The 18,282-nt window shown below is 41.4% G+C and carries 15 protein-coding genes; all 15 read right to left on the bottom strand.

Features of this window, described 5'->3' with window-relative positions; translation table 11 throughout:
• Window position 1: 1 nt before the first annotated feature.
• A complete protein-coding gene (manA, locus tag FKN93_RS08845; RefSeq protein ID WP_170904929.1) occupies window positions 2–1,186 on the bottom strand; it encodes a mannose-6-phosphate isomerase, class I in 1,185 nt (394 codons plus the stop codon).
• A gap of 24 nt (window positions 1,187–1,210) precedes the next feature.
• A complete protein-coding gene (locus tag FKN93_RS08840; protein ID WP_212755154.1) occupies window positions 1,211–2,650 on the bottom strand; it encodes a phosphomannomutase in 1,440 nt (479 codons plus the stop codon).
• A 9-nt stretch (window positions 2,651–2,659) separates the two neighbouring features.
• Window positions 2,660–4,066 carry a mannose-1-phosphate guanylyltransferase/mannose-6-phosphate isomerase gene (locus FKN93_RS08835; protein ID WP_170904928.1) on the bottom strand — a complete coding sequence of 469 codons (1,407 nt, stop codon included), beginning with the start codon at window positions 4,064–4,066 and terminating at the stop codon, window positions 2,660–2,662.
• Window positions 4,067–4,083: 17 nt separating this feature from the next.
• Complete coding sequence (locus tag FKN93_RS08830; RefSeq protein WP_170904927.1) at window positions 4,084–4,548, bottom strand: GDP-mannose mannosyl hydrolase; 465 nt, start codon at window positions 4,546–4,548, stop codon at window positions 4,084–4,086.
• A gap of 11 nt (window positions 4,549–4,559) precedes the next feature.
• Window positions 4,560–5,522 (bottom strand): GDP-L-fucose synthase, encoded by a 963-nt coding sequence (locus FKN93_RS08825; RefSeq protein WP_212755150.1) that lies wholly within the window; start codon window positions 5,520–5,522, stop codon window positions 4,560–4,562.
• Window positions 5,522–6,697, bottom strand: coding sequence for a GDP-mannose 4,6-dehydratase (gmd, locus tag FKN93_RS08820; RefSeq protein WP_170904926.1), 1,176 nt, complete (start codon window positions 6,695–6,697; stop codon window positions 5,522–5,524). Before gmd ends, FKN93_RS08825 begins: the two co-directional genes overlap by 1 nt.
• Before the next feature lie 18 nt (window positions 6,698–6,715).
• A complete protein-coding gene (locus tag FKN93_RS17655) occupies window positions 6,716–7,504 on the bottom strand; it encodes a glycosyltransferase family 1 protein (RefSeq protein WP_272870229.1) in 789 nt (262 codons plus the stop codon).
• A 212-nt stretch (window positions 7,505–7,716) separates the two neighbouring features.
• A complete protein-coding gene (locus FKN93_RS08810) occupies window positions 7,717–8,457 on the bottom strand; it encodes a glycosyltransferase (protein WP_170904924.1) in 741 nt (246 codons plus the stop codon).
• Window positions 8,454–9,644: an O-antigen polymerase gene (locus FKN93_RS08805; protein WP_170904923.1), complete on the bottom strand. Its 1,191-nt coding sequence runs from the start codon at window positions 9,642–9,644 to the stop codon at window positions 8,454–8,456. Before FKN93_RS08805 ends, FKN93_RS08810 begins: the two co-directional genes overlap by 4 nt.
• Entirely contained in the window at window positions 9,619–10,863 is a 1,245-nt protein-coding gene (locus FKN93_RS08800; RefSeq protein ID WP_170904922.1) for a glycosyltransferase, read from the bottom strand. Before FKN93_RS08800 ends, FKN93_RS08805 begins: the two co-directional genes overlap by 26 nt.
• Window positions 10,860–11,771, bottom strand: a complete 912-nt coding sequence (locus tag FKN93_RS08795; RefSeq protein WP_170904921.1) for a glycosyltransferase — start codon at window positions 11,769–11,771, stop codon at window positions 10,860–10,862. The genes FKN93_RS08800 and FKN93_RS08795 overlap by 4 nt, the downstream gene beginning before the upstream one ends.
• A gap of 113 nt (window positions 11,772–11,884) precedes the next feature.
• Window positions 11,885–13,246, bottom strand: coding sequence for a flippase (locus FKN93_RS08790; RefSeq protein WP_170904920.1), 1,362 nt, complete (start codon window positions 13,244–13,246; stop codon window positions 11,885–11,887).
• A 230-nt stretch (window positions 13,247–13,476) separates the two neighbouring features.
• Entirely contained in the window at window positions 13,477–14,478 is a 1,002-nt protein-coding gene (locus tag FKN93_RS08785; RefSeq protein WP_170904919.1) for a Wzz/FepE/Etk N-terminal domain-containing protein, read from the bottom strand.
• Between the two features lie 169 nt (window positions 14,479–14,647).
• On the bottom strand, window positions 14,648–17,218 hold the full coding sequence (locus FKN93_RS08780) for an SLBB domain-containing protein (protein WP_170904918.1): 2,571 nt from the start codon (window positions 17,216–17,218) through the stop codon (window positions 14,648–14,650).
• A gap of 61 nt (window positions 17,219–17,279) precedes the next feature.
• Window positions 17,280–17,816, bottom strand: coding sequence for an outer membrane beta-barrel protein (locus FKN93_RS08775; protein WP_170904917.1), 537 nt, complete (start codon window positions 17,814–17,816; stop codon window positions 17,280–17,282).
• Between the last annotated feature and the right edge of the window lie 466 nt (window positions 17,817–18,282).

Below are 18,282 nucleotides of genomic sequence, written 5' to 3'. Positions count from 1 at the left end.
CTTAGCAGTAAGTTCGAGCAATCGTACCATTGCTATTTAATGAATAGCTGGACGTTGCTGCAGGAATAATCGCTGACTCTCCGGCAGTCAAAATCACTCTACTCTGAGATGAGTAGAGCTCCACCGTACCATTGATACACAATACAATTTCCGGTGATAAAACAGCAATATCTAACAACCCATCTTGGATAATATCAAACTTGAAATCATCTACAGGGATTGGATATATCGAACGCAGGCCATCTACTGAAGGGGGCATTCTTAGTTCGCTCGACTTAATAGACTCAAACCTAGTGTTTGCTAACAACGCGGGGACATCAATGTACTTCGGTGTTAAACCTGCACGTAAAACGTTATCAGAGTTAGCCATAACCTCAACACCGATGCCTTTTATATATGCGTGGGGAGTTTCTGCATATAAAAACATGGCTTCTCCCTGTTGAAGTTCAATAACATTGAGGAATAACGGTGAAAAAAGTCCTACATCACAAGGATACAATTTTGCCAGGTCGGTAATAAGCTGAAAAGTTTCAATAACCTCTACGTCTTCTTCTTGAGTAGGTTCAAAACTCAATAATTCTTTTACCGCACGAGTCTTTTGTAACTCATCCATTTGCAAAATAGTAGCGAATAACTGCTGTAACGTTTCCTTGGTAGGCATAGCAAGAAACGGTGCTAATATATCATCCAGTGAGGTCAAGACGGCAGCAGAAAAAAGCTTATGAATAAACTGTAGCTCACGAAAGCCATTCATTGCTAAGTAAGGGGTAATCGCGTAAATGAGCTCTGGCTTATGATTAGCATCCTTGAAATTACGCTCAGGCGAATCAATAGCGATTCCTAAGTAATTCTCTTGTTCAAAACCAAATTTAGCTGCAACTTTACTAGGATGCACTTGAACCGATAACGGTTGGTGCGCTGCTAGGATTTTAACCAAAAATGGTAATTGGCTCCCATAACGCTCAAAGTTTTCACCTAACCAAAAAATTGGGTTGGCGACTATTGCATTAGCTAAAGAACATTCTTGACCGTCAATGAAGAGTGTCGAGCTACCATTAGGGTGTGCTCCCATCCATAGCTCTGCTTGCGGTTGTTGGTCTGGATTTGCAATTTGGAATAAATCTGAAAACGCATATTTACAGCCCCATGCAAAATTTTTTATTGGGTTATTTAATCGATATATCACTATGTTACTACCAACTAACTATTGCTACTTAATCAAATACGATAAATCCATAGTTAGCAATTTATCTAAGGTTTGTTGCACGATCTGATTTGCTTTAACCATCGTACTCGCCTCGGCATAGCAACGCAGTTCAGGAGCGTTGCCCGATGGCCGCAAATGGAAAATCGAGTTATCCGACAAAGTAATACGCAACCCATCAGTGATATCCACTGCCTGTACCGTAAGGCCAGTAAAGCCAACTTGCTCGCTAAGTGCTTGGGCGTTTTTTGCGCCTGCTTGCACAATCGCAACGCTCTTCTCAGTGGCAAAGTTTTGAATACGGTCGCTATGAGTGTAACGTTTAGGCAGGGCTTCTACTAATGCCGTAATACCCGACTCTTTCGCTGCAGACAGCAACATAATAAAGGGTAATACCGCGTCACGTGTTGGTAGCGCTTTCAGTGCTTTGCCATTGATTTGCACATCAGAACCTAGCAGATAACCGCCATTGGCTTCAAATCCGGAGATAGAATCATAATGCTTCGCCAACTCAGCAAATTCGGCAATGACATACGGTGAGCCAATACGAGTGCGCGATACCTGACTAAATTGTGGAATCGACTCGATCACCGTATTACAGCTGACTGGCACCGCCAGCGCTTGCATGTTCATGGCCTGTGCGCACAGCACGCCAAGAATATCCCCACGCAGCCATTCGCCGTTTTCATCAGCCACTAGTGGTCGGTCGCCATCACCATCAGTAGAAAAAATCGCATCCAGTTGATACTGCTGTGACCACGCCTTAGCCTTCAACTTATCCGCTTCTGATACCGCTTCAGTATCAATAGGCACAAACTCATCACTGCGCTCAAGTGCAATCACTTCAGCACCTAGTGCGGTAAATAGAGGTTGATAAAGATCGCGTCCCGCACTGGAGTGTTCATAAACACCGATACGCTTGCCGGCCAGTAAATCTTGCTCAAACAAACTGGTGTAGCGCTCAATATAAAGTTCAGCAGCTTGTGGATTGACGACTAAAGCAGGGAGCGTTTCTGGCAAAGCAAATTCCACTTGCGCAGTTAAAATGGCTTGTTCGTCGGCTTTGGTAATTTCGCCATCTGGGCGGTAAAACTTCAGGCCATTACGGTCAAAAGGAATGTGGCTACCGGTGACCATGATACAAGGGATAGCTTGCTGCATCGCCGCATAAGCCAGTGCAGGTGTGGGCACAACACCATAATAGACAGCCTCTAAGCCTTGTGATTCAATTGCTGCAATACACGCTTGCGCCATGGCTGGGCTACTTGGGCGATTATCAATCGCAATCGCAACCTGCTGGAATGCAAAATGTCCTTGCAAGCTGGCTAAGAAAGCGTGAGTGAAAGCTGCGCACGCTTGCGGGGTAAATTGAGTCACCAAGCCCCTTGCCCCACTAGTACCAAATTGGATGCCAGATTGTTCAATCACTTGCTTTGTATTTAACATCACCATAATTTAATACCCAACTCCATACTCTTCTAAACGGACAATATCGTCTTCTTGCAGATAACTTCCCGAACGAACTTCAATCAAATGTAAGTCAACTTTTCCTGGATTTTCAATCCGGTGAGCAGATCCAAGAGGAATGTAAGTGGATTGATTTTCACTGATCAAATAACTATTCTCACCATTAGTGACTTTGGCCGTACCTTGTACAACAACCCAATGCTCAGCTCTATGATGATGCATTTGTAAAGCCGTTTTCTCACCGGGTTTGACTTTAAGATGTTTAACATGAAAACGCTCGCCTTCAGCAATTTCATCATGCGATCCCCAAGGGCGATACACTTCACGATGCTGCTCACATTCACGGCGATTTTGTGCTTTTAATTGGTTAACAATATTTTTGACATCTTGCACTTTATCTTTATTGGCAACTAAGACCGCATCTTTGGTTTCAATAATGACTAAGTTATCAACCCCAACGGTAGATACCAATTTGTTCTGCGCATACACATAACTGTTATGGGTTTGTTCAAGCATGACATCACCGACAACCGCGTTGCCTGCTGAGTCTTTTTCAGATACTTCCCATAAAGCACTAAAGGATCCAACATCGCTCCAACCAGCATCCATCGGAACCACAAGTGCATCTTGGGTTTTTTCCATCACCGCATAATCAATCGATTCATCGGGGCATTCAGCAAATTGATCTTCTGCTACACGGATAAAATCAAGATCGGATCTTGCGCCTTGCATGGCCAATTCACAGGCTTTTAAAATATCAGGGCGATGGGCTTTTAGCTCGGCTAAATAACGCGACGCCTTAAATAAGAACATGCCACTGTTCCAATAATATTGACCAGAGCTGAGGTATTGCTCGGCAGTGGCAAAATTGGGTTTTTCGACAAATTGAGCAACGCGATAAGCTGTTTCGCCAACTGGCTCACCTTGCTTAATATAACCATAACCGGTTTCTGGCGCGGTCGGGACAATACCAAAAGTGACTAACATGCCTTGCTCGGCAGAAGCAATCGCCGCTTCAACGGCTTGTGTGAAAGCAAGAGAATGTTGAATAACATGATCAGCGGCTAAAACGAGTAAAAGCGGGTCTTGACCCTCTTTAATCGCTTGCAGAGCAGCTAAAGCAATGGCAGGGGCAGTATTTCGCCCAACGGGCTCAAGAATAATACCACCATGTTGTAAACCTTGTTGGCGCAATTGTTCTGCGACAATAAAGCGATGTTCTTGATTACAAATTAATAGCGGTGCTTGATGAGCTAACCCTTCAAGCCGAAGCAGTGTGTCTTGTAACATGGTTTTATCGCTAGCCAAGCTGATAAATTGTTTCGGGTATAAACTGCGAGAAAGTGGCCAAAGGCGACTCCCTGAGCCTCCCGCCATAATGACAGGTAATAACATAACCGTTACCTACTTTTTTATTTATAGTTATCTGAAAAATACGCTTTGGTATTGCGATGAACCAAATCAGAATTAAGCAACTCTTGCTCATCCCACCACTGATAGTTTTGATGCTGTTCTACGGGTAGCGTTTGCAAATCAAGATCTAACATAATTTGGTAACCTAACACCACATAATGAGTCGAGAAATCGGTACCTGAAAAATTGTCACTGTAGAGATGTTGGTAAGGCCCAAGAAAACTCGCTTCGTTGAGAGGAATCGGATAACCAAGCTCTAGCTGAGTTAAACGCAAGAAAGCCTGTTCAAAGGTTTCATCTTTGCCAATCCGCCCTCCGGGAACAAACCAAAACCCTTGTGCAGGGCGGTTAGTTCTTAATCCTAATAAAACCTGATTACAGCTATTGCTAATGATCAGGTCGATAGAAACCAGCGGCGTAGAGGCAACGACAGTTTTAAACGTTTCTTTATCTAATCGTTGCATTGATCCCTAGCCTATTTTCGAAAGCTATCTTGATTAGCCAAAAACCACTGATAGGTTTTCGTTAGCCCTTGTTCAAGGTTAACCTGATAGCGCCAACCTAAAGCCACTAAGCGTGATACATCCATTAATTTGCGTGGCGTGCCATCAGGTTTAGTGCTATCAAAGATCACTTGACCGTTAAACCCAACGACCTTGGCCATGGTTTCGGCCATTTCACGAATCGTGCAATCGACTCCCGTACCCACGTTGATATGCGATAGCATTGGCTCGGTATGGGCTTGATAAGTTTCATTATCTAGCTCCATAACATGCACAGACGCGGCGGCCATATCGTCCACATACAAGAACTCCCGCATTGGCGTGCCCGTCCCCCATACCACAACTTCAGCATCACCACGCAGTTTTGCCTCATGAAAGCGACGCATTAACGCAGGAATGACATGAGAGTTTTCAGGGTGGAAGTTATCATTTTCGCCATATAAATTGGTTGGCATCACACAGCGATAATCACGACCATATTGACGGTTATACGATTCACACAGTTTAATTCCAGCAATTTTGGCAATCGCATAAGGTTCATTAGTCGCTTCTAACGTACCAGTCAGCAAGGCGCTTTCTGTCATCGGTTGTTCTGCAAGCTTAGGGTAAATGCATGAAGAGCCTAAAAACAACAGGTGCTGTACGTTATTCTGATGTGCAGCATGGATAATATTGCACTCCATGAGCAGGTTTTGGTAAATGAACTCAGCAGGGTAAACATTGTTGGCATGAATACCACCTACTTTAGCCGCCGCTAAATAAACTTGATCAATTCGCTCAGCAGCAAAAAATTGATTCACTGCAGCTTGATTCAGCAAATCCAACTCACTGCGCGAGCGAGTAATAATCTCAACATCATCACGAGCTGAGAGTTGGCGCACGATCGCCGAGCCCACCATACCATTATGGCCAGCAACAAATATTTTCGTAGTCATTATTCACCTGCCAATCCATGAGCCTTAATATCCAGCTCCTCTTTCGCCTTAGCAAAAGTATTGGTGTTTTCCAGAGAAATAGACACATCAAAACCATGCGCTTTTAAAAGCGCGTGTTGCTTGGCTTTATCAATATCTGCCGCAACCATTTCGGCGCACATTTCTTCAACCGTGATTTCTGGCACCCAGCCCAACTTAACTTTGGCTTTACTTGGGTCACCCAACAGTGTTTCGACTTCTGCAGGACGGAAGAATTTCGGACTAACGCGGACAATCACATCGCCTACCTTAACCGATGGCGCTTTATCCGCATCAACCGCAGTAACGGTGGCAATTTCATCCACACCTTCACCAGAGAACGCTAGTTCAATTCCCGCTTCTTTGGCAGACATACGCACAAACTCACGCACTGAAATCTGCTTGCCGGTTGCAATCACAAAATCATCGGCCACGTCTTGTTGCAGCATCATCCACTGCATACGCACGTAATCTTTCGCGTGGCCCCAATCGCGCAGCGCATCCATATTACCGAGGTATAAACATTGCTCTAAACCTTGAGAAACATTAGCAATAGTACGGGTAATTTTACGCGTCACAAACGTTTCACCACGACGTGGCGATTCATGATTAAACAAAATGCCGTTACAGGCATACATGCCGTAAGATTCACGATAGTTGACCGTGATCCAATAAGCGTACATCTTCGCGACTGCATAAGGAGAACGCGGGTGGAATGGTGTGGTTTCTTTTTGCGGGATTTCTTGCACCTCACCATACAACTCAGAAGTTGATGCTTGATAAAAGCGAGTTTTCTTCTCTAAGCCATTGATACGTATTGCTTCTAATAGGCGAATAGTGCCCATCGCATCGACATCCGCTGCGTACTCAGGCGACTCAAAAGAGACCGCCACATGCGACATTGCGCCTAAGTTATAGATTTCATCAGGCTGAATTTCTTTCACCAAGCGAATCAAATTCGACGAATCAGTTAAGTCGCCGTAGTGAAGATGAATATTACCAGAATTGGCAATCGCAGAGTCGATCCGCTCAGTATTAAAAGAAGAGGCACGGCGAATAATACCGTGTACTTCGTAACCTTTTTCCAACAAAAACTCAGCCAAATAGGAGCCATCCTGACCTGTAATACCCGTAATAAGCGCTACTTTGTTATTCATTTCATTTCGTTCCATTTATCACATTAATTCTTTATAAACTTGCAGTGTTTCTTCAAAACACTTATCCCAAGAAAACTTCTTTGCCTGCTCTATACCAGCCTCAACGAGTACCTCTCTTCTTTGTGGGAGGATCGACAAGGAATTAGCAAATAGCTCTGCGTCAGCAATATCGGTCAAAATGGCAGCACTGCCCGCCACCTCGGGAATTGATGACACATTCACCGCAATAACAGGGCAACCCGCACGCATCGCTTCAATTACTGGAATACCAAATCCCTCGTAGCTTGAGGGGTAGAGCAACGCGTAAGCGCGATTGTACGCCAAATTAAGTTCTTCATCACTTAAGCGCCCTAGCCAAGTATAGCGGCCGGGGATACGTGCGTCTAAACGTTGCTGCTCCGCTTCGCTGAGTGGTCCACCGCCTACGATGCTGAGGGACAGCTCAGGCCGTTTCACCAAAGCATCGACCGCTAGTTCAAAGTTCTTGTACCCTGCACGAGCACCAACAAAAAGCACTTCATTGGTTTTAGACTGCACATCGGGCAATACATGATAGCTCTCAGAGACACCATTATGTATCACGCGAATCTTACTTGGATCGATTGGGCAGTAGTGCATAAGATCTCGAGCGGTATTGTGTGAGACGCAAATCACAATATCACTATGCTTAATTGCCCGATACTTTTGCCAACAGTGCACCCATTTGGCTGGACCATTAACAAATTTTTCATAAGTAAAGTCATGAACTGTTGTTACTGTAGGGACTCTAATCGATGGCAACCTATAATATGAGGAATGGAATAGCATTGTGTTTTTTGTGCATGAAACATCACGATAACGTTCTAAGAACCTCAACAACCTAAGTTCAGAAACCTCATCTGACATGTTTAGATATCCACGTTCATTATATTTGAGATATGTTATACTTTGTTTTTTTTGGCATCTTTTAACAATCTCATTAAAATAAACAGATATCCCTCCACATCCTTGAATGCTTTCTATTACACCATCAAATAATATCATTTATATCCAAACCCTCTTAAAAAAATCAAAACAAGATTTCTAAAATACAAGCCAGCAAAAAACAAATTAATTCGCATATGACTTATGTCTGAATATTTTTTTGTCAACTTCCATTGCTCTAAAATTGAAGTAATTCGACATAAGTCTGATAAGCCACCAGGTTCGATTACAGCTAATGACAAGTCAATTTTTTTAATCGAAATACCACTATTCATAGCCCTAATTACAAACTTAGTGTCAGCACATATTTTTAAGCTCTCATCAAACTTATTGTTTTGAAAGACTTCCAATTTTACAGCCATGCTTTGATGACAGAAGTAACCTTTCCACAAAGAAGATTGTTGTTTATTCCTTTTGACATCTATACGTGAACCTCTATCAATACTGTAGTCACCATAAATAAAATCATATTTACCGCAAGTCATTACTCGATAGAACTCTTCAAAATTATCTAAATCAAGAATATCTCCAGAGTTTAGAAAAATAATGTAACCCGAATCTATAAAGCCTATAGCTTTATTCATAGCATTGTATATACCAGAATCAGGCTCTGACAATTTAAAATCAACAACCTCTAAGTTGTCATTAATAACAACTACGGAACCATCAGTAGAGGCGCCATCGATAATTATATAATTAACATCATATTTCAGCTTCAACTTCTTGACATTATCTATCGTTTTGTCAATTCCACTTAAATTATTGTAATTAACTGTAACAATATTTACCTTAATCATCTAGCATCTCTTCTAGCAAATAAAATTGACAAAACAAATATAAAAACGTACGAAGATTCCAATACTGATGCAAAAATTGAAAAATAACCAATAAAAAATAAAGACAAAACAATACAAAATGATTTTGCATCGCTAAACTTCAAAAAAACACGCTCAAAGTAAGTTAGTATGCATCCAAAAAAAAACAAAGACGTAAAGACCCAATATACACCACCATCGAAATAAAGAGAATAGAACCAAGTTCCAAAAGCGTTCATATACAATGGCTTATTCAGCCCAACGTCTCTAAATACATTCAAACTTTCCGACACTAATACAACTGTAGATTGGAGTTCTATACCAAATTTAGTTACAACAATCACAAACAATCTTTCAAAAACACCAAAAGATAAAAAGGAAAACATTGAATTAGAATTCAATTGGGAAAACTCGTCGGATAATTCAGAGGAAAAAATATGAACCCCAAGGAGATGATAGTTAACAATCGCATCAATAATACTACCTCCTCCTCTAAAAGAAGAAATAGCAATAAAAAATAAAGAGAGAAATAGAACCAAACGAAAAATAATTTTAAATACAGTGCGTTTAATCACAAAGTCACTTGACCTAAGCTTTAGAATAAATCCAATAATAAAAAATATTGCTATGTGATATATAAAAAATCGCCCAAAGGTAACAATCGACATTAAGAATATACTAAATAGGCTAAAAAACAGAAATCTAACTTCGCTGAAGTAAAAAAACCTATATAATGAAAGAATAAAAACATAATAAATAAAAGGTTTAACAAAAACAGACAGCAACAATTGAACTCGTGCTGAGCCAAGAACAACTGAATTACCATCTTCATCTAACATAAAAATTATACTTCTTATGTTTTCCAAACCATTTACACTAATATAATTTATAACATTAAAAACTGGTGAAACTGATAAGACTATAGAAACAAGTATGGCAAAATATAAAATTCCATCACCAAACAAACTTCGTCTGGTCACAAACACTCTAATTGGGAAAAAATATGATGCCATGCTACCCATCAGCATTCCAACAAGACCAATCAAAATAATTATAGCTGCATCTTCTGATACAGGCTTAACCGATGACACCTTTAGATATGATAGTGCTAATATTATTACCCATACAAAAAATAGAAATAAACTAAAGATTGGAACTCTCGATTGCACGTTTATATACCTCTATATACTTTTTAGCAATTACATCTTCAGACCATAGTGTAACTGCACGGCATCGACAGGTTTCATTAATTTCCTTACTATTATCAACACACCACATGATCCCATTAGCTAGATCTTGGCAATCAAAAGGCAAAGCTAGATAGCCCGTCTTTTTATGCTCAACCACATCGAGAAGCCCTGTTGAATTAAACGAGGCAACAGGTGTTCCACAGGACTGTGCTTCGGTTGCAGTTTGAGGCAAATTCTCAACCCTTGACGGTACTACCATTACATCAATAGCACTATAAAACAGCGCCAGTTTTGACTCATCAGTTAAGTAACCTAAATAAATCACTTGTATACCGTTTATAGTGGGCTTACTTTCTCCTTGCTCTCCAACAACAACACAGCAATAGTCATTTTTTCTATCTATATATGAAAGCGATTTTTCCAATAAATCAAAGCCTTTATTTGGATCACGCGTACCAGAAATAGCTCCAAATCCAATCAACTTTTTATCTTGCGGTAAATTTAATGTTTCCCTTGCGTTTAACTTATCTATAGGATAATACTTATTAGTATCAAGGGCATTAGGAATTGTGTGCACTTCCCATCCAGAAAACAAGATACTATCTCTTACACACTTTGACATCCATCGACTGGGAGTCACTATTATAAAAGGTTTTACCCAAAACTTTCGTTTTAATCTCCATATGAAACGATTTATATTCAGACCGGAAATATAATCAGCGTCTTTACTTTCATGATCATATCCGATTCTAAATTGGGATAGATGCGTATCATTTGACAGATGCTCACTACCACAAAATGCCCACATGTCATGAAGAGTCATAACAATTGGTTTGTTAATTTCTGAGATCTGTTTAATCGATAAAGTTTCTCCATTAACCCAATGAATATTAACAACATCACATCTTTCTTTATCAATTAATTTTGCAACAAAACAGCCAACAATATTTAAAGAATGAAGATTTGGACTCTTACTCCGTTGAAGAAAACAAATTTTATTTGATAAAAAAGCAAACAAACGGCTAATAAACAAAGTTAAACTGGAGCTTGTAGTAATAACTGAATCATCATCCGTTGCTTTTATTTTCACTAGCATGTTTGAAGTAACATCTTCCTTCCTAATTGCAGCATGGAGACGATACGCTGCCTTAGAAGCACCACCATACGCATCAGAATGTGAGACAATAGAAACTTTCATCGTAACCATCTTCTTATTCTTATTCTTCTTATTACTCTAGATACAAATCCAATTCGACTATTTTTAAAAAACATTTTAATTTGCTTCACGCAGTCATCATCTTCGAGTACCCTACTTGGCCACATTTTTATTTCACTGGAATTAATCTCCTTGGAATATATGTCTACTTTACCACAATTTTCTCCCGTACCATCATTACCAATATTCTTAACATAACTTTGGTATGGGTTTAAGCACAAACCGTTATTAGTAAATATTGTCGCGTACCAGAATATTGCCCAAGTATTTAGTTTTCCAGATTGGTTATTCAATACTTGAGACCAAAAGTCATGCGTTCCATCTAGATTAAATCGATGAATTTTTTCTTCTTTCCATTTATCAATTAATTTTTTGGGGTCTTTGTTAAAATGCTGCCATCGATCATTCCATGTGGCCCATCCCCAACAGTTCATAACACGCCAAAAAAAAGCATCTGTATTACAACCATCTGTAAGTGGATAGTTCCAACCACTTATATGCCAGACTTTATTTTCATTCTGATAGTGCTCAAGTGCTTGATTCATAAATGACAAATAGGATGGGCTAGTAACAATATCGTCTTCCATCACAATCACCTTGCCATAGTGGTTAATTACTTCACTCACACCATCAATAATATTAGCTGCTAAGCCCCAATTTTTATCACGCTCAATAATTTTTATCGTTTTAAAACCACTAACTGTTTTAAGGTAATTACGGACTTCTTGAACTTGCGAACTGCTCTGATCATTTTTAGAGCCATCAGAATAAATAATCAAATCGCTTTGATCTGAGAGCTCATTTTTTTGCAAGGCTTCTATTGTTTGTTGTGTATGCCACTGGCGGTTATATACAAAAATAACGATTGGAGCTAGGTTATTAGTCGGCATTTAAAACTCTCACATTCACATAGAATTAATTATAATTATCTTTAATTTTAAAATCTCATATAATTAGAAATACAACTTATGACTATATTTGTTTTCAATGATAAAATCATAAGTTAAGAAATAAATTTTATTACATTACACTTTATCAGAAATATACTTTTAACCTGTAATAAAAAAATTTTCCGACATAAGAATACGTTAGCCAGTACAGTAGAACAAAGCTGGGCGGCCACAGCACTAATTGCTGCTCCAGTAATACCTAGCAGTGGAATCAAAAAGTAATTTACAATAACACAAACTATGGCCCCAAAACATGTTTTGTATAGACTTAATTTAGATCTGCCTTCATTCAATATCCATAAACTCTGTGCAACACCCATATTTATAAATAAGTTTGTGAAAATTATTATAGATAACACTTGTGCTCCACTTGAATAGGCAGAGCCAAACAGAGTATTTACTATGAAAGACGATAATAAAAACATTGGTATACATATCAACCAACCTAATAAAGCAAAACCTCGGAAGATCTTACTTAGACATGACCAATATTCGTACTCTCCCTTCTGTTTTGCCTTAGCAACCATAGGAGCAAAGCTTACTGACAACGTCATCGGGATAAATGACCAAAGCATTGCCAATGGTAGAACAGCCGCATAAATACCTAACTCTGTTTCACCCAGCATTTCTTTAATCATAAGTTGATCAATTCGCATATATACTATTATCGATAGACCACTCAAGATAAATGGCCAAGACTCTTTGAGCATTTTTATAGATCTATGAGGCGTTAACTGCCAAAGTTGATTACATGAATATTTACGATAAGCGAAGATTAACGCTGCTGCCGCCAGAAAAACCTCTACTGCCATCACTGCTGCAAATGCAATAAGCGGAGCACCATTTAGAATTAGTAAGATCTTAAAACCATTAGAAATTAGATAAGCAAACAACTTTGCAACAACTGTTCGACGACTTTGGCTCTGACTTTGAAACCAAAGATCAATCGTATCCGCTGATTGAAATATCAAGCTCGCCCCTGCAAGAGCTGTAATATAGACACTTCTATCTTGCCAACCATTGGCCAATGCCATACCAGCGATAGCAATTATCCAGCAAGAGAAACCGACTGTTAACCGTAAGATACAAGCTGTACCTAGTATCTCACCTGCTTTATTCTTGTTTTTCGCAATATCACGAACAACAATACCATCCATGCCAAGCAGAGCTATAGCTTGAAAAAAAGCTAAATAAGCTAATACATAGGCAAGTTCACCAAATTGAGTAGGGCCGAGATAACGAGCAACCCAAGCGCTAACTAATAACCCAAGTAATAATCGAATTGACTTATCAAACATTAACCAACCACTGTTATTAATAGCGGCAAGTAAACTATCGTTACTGGATAGGCGCTGCGAGAACTTAGTAGGAAGGATTTTCAACCATTTCGGCGGCAGTTGTTGTGTATCAGACAAGAGTATTCCTTAGCTTCTGTAGCACGGCTCACGGAAAAATCATGAACATTCACGTAAATAAAGGCTTCCCAATACCTTCAAAAGGTACTCTGGATCCATCGCGCACATCGCTCTTTTTGTAGACTAAGAGCGGGCTGCGCCCTGCTAGAGCGACGCTGCGCGACTGCGAGAAACTAGATTCTATAAAAACGTAAAAGCAGTTATAGATTCTAGCAGGCCGTTAGGCCGCTCTAGCTTCTCGGCTCAAGCGCCTCAACTTCTTCTTCCCTTCTAAACGCAAACCTTACCAATACAATCGCCACCCCAAGCATACCGCCGAGTAGCGTGCCTAACACACAAATCAGCGCGCGTTTCGGGCCATCTTTTAGCTCTGGCACGACGGCTGGGTCAATCAGCTTAAATACAAACTCATCTTGCGCTTCCGCCAACATCAGGCTTTTGGTTTGCTCTTCAATTAGCGAATAAAAGGTCGCTTGCATGGCAGCAATGGAGGTGCGTTGCAGCTGCTCTTGCAGGTAAGCGAGGTTTCGAGTCGCCTCAGTAATGGTGCGCTGACGCATCACTTGGTTAATATCATCCACCAATAAACTCACCCACTGCTGGGCAATATAAGGTGAAAGATGAGTAATACTTACCGTATATAAACCAGTATCGCGACTGGAATTGACGCTAAACATGTCTTTAAAGGCTTGAATCGCTTCTTGAGCGGTGGGCTCAGCGCCACGTAAGCCTTGCGGTTCACGCAACCAAGTTTGGGTTTGCGAGTCGTAAACCTCTTGATTAATCACTAACTGGTTATTGGCTGCATCCCATTCTTTGGTTGCCATTAACGGCACCCAGAGATTGTGCTTATCAATAAAGTATTCTAAAAACTGACGCGATTGCATCACTTGGGCAGCTAACTCAGTTTGCGTGATTTGTCCGCTACCCAAATTAACGCCCCCTAAAGCGGCTAGGCCACCCAGTTGACCTGCCATCCGCGAGAGACCGCCTCCTTCTCCGCTGTCTGCCGGAGCCAATAAAGCATCGGCTTTATAAGTATTAGGTTGGCTAAGGGCGTATAACACCGCACCGACGGCAAAGATGAAGGTGGTGGCGATGATGATCCATTTGCCTTTCCAGAGGGCGATGAAGAGTTCGCGTAAGTCGATTTCGTCATCGTGCCGCGGCAGCGGCGCGAATTGCGCATCTGATTGATATGGCGGATTGTTTTGGGTTATTTGTGTGTTCATAGGTTCTTCAGGTTTAGGGTCTGGTGAAGAAAGAGCGGGCTGCGCCCTGCTAGAGCGTCGCTGCGCGACTGCGAGAAGCTAGATTCTATAAAAACGTAAAAGCAGTTATAGATTCTAGCAGGCCGTTAGGCCGCTCTAGTAAGTTGCGTTAGCAACGCTCTCGTGTCTATTACTTCAACGCATTTACCGCTACACCGGTTTGATACAAGATTTGCGTTGCGGCGGTCCAAACATTAAGCGCGTCGCGGTAATCGGTATCCACTGGAACGACAATGGTATCACCTGGCCTTAATGCTTGATTACGGCGACCGAACCAGAAACTGGTGTTGGGGGTAAAGACAGAGCCGTCAGCACGGACCACAAAAATACGCCCTTCATCCGCTTGCTTCTTAATGCCACCCGCGCGGTTGATGTAATCTTTCACGGTTAAACTTGGGTCGAGTAAGTAGGTGATCCCCACTTGTACTTCACCCATGATCGAAATGGTATTACGGAATTTAGGCACGTATAAAAAGTCACCATCTTCGAGCATAAAGTTGGCACTTGTATGACCAGCAATCACTTCATCGAGTTGTACTACCATACGCCCTAGGGCACGACTTTTGGTCGCTTCTTCAATAAAGGCTAAGGTTTTATCTGGGTCACTGATCACATTCGAGATGCGGCTATCAGCATTAAAGCTTTTTTTGGCGACTTCGCGGCGCATATCTGCCGCGTATTGAGTAAGCAGTTTTTGCTCTTGCAAACGCAATGCTTCACGGGTAAATACTGCACCTTGTGGGTGAGCAAACTCGGTTAAGCCACCGGCACGCTCAATCACTTGCGCTAAGGTATCCCCAGGCAGTACGGTATAATTGCCCGGGAAGCGAACTTCACCTTGCAAAGTGATGGTATTTTGCTGGCGGACATCTGGTCGTTCAAATACGCTTAGCCTATCTCGTGGCTTAACGACCACTTGATAATCCCCATTAAGCACGGCGGTTAAGTTAACTTGCTCAATATTGGCTCGGTTATCCGCTTGGTTAATCGCTGCGCGGGTTAGCTCGGCTCGGTTACTGTAAGCATTGGCGGTTAAGCCACCAGCAGCAGTAAGTAAGCTGTTTAAATCATGCTGTTGAGTTATCGGGTAACGACCTGGGTAACGTAGTTCACCCACTAGCTCAACAATTGGTGCTGGCTCGCCGTAACGTGCTTGTTGTTGTAAGCGAAACAGTACAGGGGCTAATAGCGCACGACGTGAATTGGTGGCTTGGTTACTATCTATAACTAACTGGGCACTGATCTCTTGTTTATCTTGACGAGCTTGACGCTGAGCTTGATCTAAAGATTGAATGGTTTCTTCTGTGGTGCCGTTATCGCGATCAACACCATTACGGCTAAAAATAATCAGTTGATCGCCATTATTAAGCGAGAGATTATTTGTTCCTGCAGGATTGAGTAACGCATCCGCTAGGCTAAATTGTAAAACTTTAATGTCACGTTGATGATTAATTTCTCTAACCACCAGCGCATAATCTAAATCAGCCGTTGGATTAAAAGCGCTGTCTTGAGATTGAAAGACGTCGCTAATAGTCATGCCATCACGCCACTCGAGCAATCCTGGATGACTGACATCCCCTATCACTTGTATTACATTAGTTAAAGGATTAGTGCGGGTGGCAACCGTAAGAATATCACCGCGACGAGCAGGTTGATTGAGTACACGGATATCGGTCAAATTGAGGTCAATCAGTTCGACACTTTCTCCTGACAATAAACGTTTAACTTGACTACGCTCAGCAAACGCATTGATACGCAATCCGCCTGCCATGGCGATTAAATCTTGATAGGTTTCTCCCGACTTGATCTCATATATAGCAGGACGTTGCACTTGTCCTTCAATGGTTACCACATCGGCTACCGGAGCAATCCAAACCACATCGCCCGGCAGTAGGCGGACATCACTGCTGGTATCGCCTTTCAGTAACAGATCGTACATATCTAAAATTTGCACGACTTGACCATCACGTTTAAGCTGAACGTTACGTAATGCACCACTGTTGTTAAAACCACCACTGTGATAAATCGCTTGTGATAGGGTAGTTAAAGCACTCACGGTATAAGCACCAGGTTTATGTGCTTCACCCATTACAAAGATCTGCATACTACGTAATTGGCCTAAAGTGATATCGCTACGCACACCGATCATTTGCTCTTGAACGCGTTGCGTAATGCTAGCTCTCACATCACTAAAAGCTAACCCTGCCACAGAGATAGGGCCTAAAGTAGGAAAATTGATCACCCCTTCTCGGTTAACCAACAACCGATGAGTAACATTCACTTTACCAAACAGTTGCACGACAATTTCATCTCCAGGGCCGACAGGATAATCACTGGGTACAGGGGAGTCATTCGTCGGAGCAAAGGTAGAAGGCGAAGAGGCAAATAAACCCAAGCCAAAGCGCTTTAAACCATTCGCTTTGCCATTATTTTCTTTGTTTTTATTCAGCTCATCATCTTCTGAGTCTCTTGGTTCTTGCGTTGCAGCCTCTTCTAGCTGACTAGGCGACTCGCTGTTTGTCGCCTGTGCTTGTGCCTGCGATAAATCAACACCAAATTGATCCGCTAGCGCTTGTTGCTGACTGGCTGGAAGATTTTGAAACATGTTGATCTGTGCTGGCGTTGGACCTTGAGCAATAGCTTGGCTAGCTAATAAACAAAGTAATAGCGGCGCAAAAAGGGTAAAGCGTCCTTTAAACATGGTAGTTTCCGATGGTTGAATAGGTCTTTGTTTTGAGGTCTGAGTATTGAGATTCTAGTGTTTAGAACTTAAATTGAATACCCAGCTGAAGTGCGCTTAAACGAACGTCATCACCATGCAAATAGTTAATCCACTCACTGGTGATGGCACTGGTTGAGCTCAATGCATAGTGAACCCCCAAACCAAAACTTATGCTGTCGTCATAATGTGATTGATTGCGATAATCAGCACTCACATAGCTGTAACCGCCAAGGGCATAAACTGAAGTACGAGGAGTTACGGGGATATTGGCTTTGATAAAGGCACTTGAGAGGCTATCAATGGCTAAACCTGCATCACGCTTAACACTCGCCGCGTGGCGGGCTTCAATAGCAAGATAATCATTGAAAAAATAACCAATTTGCGCTTGTGCTAAAAGGGGAGAAGCTTCTTGCCAAGTTTGGCTACGAAACTCACTACTACTATAGAGGCCGTTAAAACCGAAGTAAGTATCAGCATGAGCAGATGCGCCAGCAAAACAGGTTGCAAGCGCTAAAAGAGGGGGAATGCATCGGCCTGACGTTAGGGCGCTAATGCCTGAAATATAGGTGTTTGCCATGATATTTAAATAACTCTTATTGGTAAATGAACCGTGTGGTTCTATACTTTATTATTGCTTGGCTTTGATTGCCAAGTCTGAGTTAGCAACAAAAGATGACTGAACATCACATTGCTTCATTTTTAGGCATGCTACCGCCCTACGCTGTCACACGCATTCCGGGCAATCATTGTAATTAGTTTGAAAACCTTGTTGCCAACCTTAAACAGAAAATGAAAGCCAGATTTACTGCTGCTAATTAAAGCATTAGGTTGGAACAATTAATTCAGCGCAGGATTACATCACAAACTGGCGTTGATAAGCAAACACTTCCCAACCAACAAAACGTGACAAACCTCACACTAAAAGCAATCATCAAGCTCATGAATGGTTATTTTATCAACTAAATTATCATTAACAGGTATTGTGTTTACAAATGCTTTTTTTTGTACTTACAATGGGCGCGGAATGCCTGTCATTTCATAAC

It is taken from the genome of Vibrio sp. A8-1 (assembly GCF_013048685.1).
GTDB lineage: Bacteria > Pseudomonadota > Gammaproteobacteria > Enterobacterales > Vibrionaceae > Vibrio > Vibrio metschnikovii.
This window is presented reverse-complemented; position numbering and strand designations above follow the sequence as displayed.

Excerpts from the sequence above, each read along its gene's own strand:
- FKN93_RS17655 (WP_272870229.1), bottom strand. The coding sequence starts at position 7,504 with ATGCTATTCCATTCCTCATATTATAGGTTGCCATCGATTAGAGTCCCT.
- FKN93_RS08840 (WP_212755154.1), bottom strand. The coding sequence starts at position 2,650 with ATGTTAAATACAAAGCAAGTGATTGAACAATCTGGCATCCAATTTGGT.
- FKN93_RS08810 (WP_170904924.1), bottom strand. The coding sequence starts at position 8,457 with ATGATTAAGGTAAATATTGTTACAGTTAATTACAATAATTTAAGTGGA.
- FKN93_RS08785 (WP_170904919.1), bottom strand. The coding sequence starts at position 14,478 with ATGAACACACAAATAACCCAAAACAATCCGCCATATCAATCAGATGCG.
- FKN93_RS08825 (WP_212755150.1), bottom strand. The coding sequence starts at position 5,522 with ATGACTACGAAAATATTTGTTGCTGGCCATAATGGTATGGTGGGCTCG.
- FKN93_RS08795 (WP_170904921.1), bottom strand. The coding sequence starts at position 11,771 with ATGCCGACTAATAACCTAGCTCCAATCGTTATTTTTGTATATAACCGC.
- FKN93_RS08835 (WP_170904928.1), bottom strand. The coding sequence starts at position 4,066 with ATGTTATTACCTGTCATTATGGCGGGAGGCTCAGGGAGTCGCCTTTGG.
- FKN93_RS08800 (WP_170904922.1), bottom strand. The coding sequence starts at position 10,863 with ATGAAAGTTTCTATTGTCTCACATTCTGATGCGTATGGTGGTGCTTCT.
- FKN93_RS08830 (WP_170904927.1), bottom strand. The coding sequence starts at position 4,548 with ATGCAACGATTAGATAAAGAAACGTTTAAAACTGTCGTTGCCTCTACG.
- FKN93_RS08780 (WP_170904918.1), bottom strand. The coding sequence starts at position 17,218 with ATGTTTAAAGGACGCTTTACCCTTTTTGCGCCGCTATTACTTTGTTTA.
- FKN93_RS08775 (WP_170904917.1), bottom strand. The coding sequence starts at position 17,816 with ATGGCAAACACCTATATTTCAGGCATTAGCGCCCTAACGTCAGGCCGA.
- gmd (WP_170904926.1), bottom strand. The coding sequence starts at position 6,697 with ATGAATAACAAAGTAGCGCTTATTACGGGTATTACAGGTCAGGATGGC.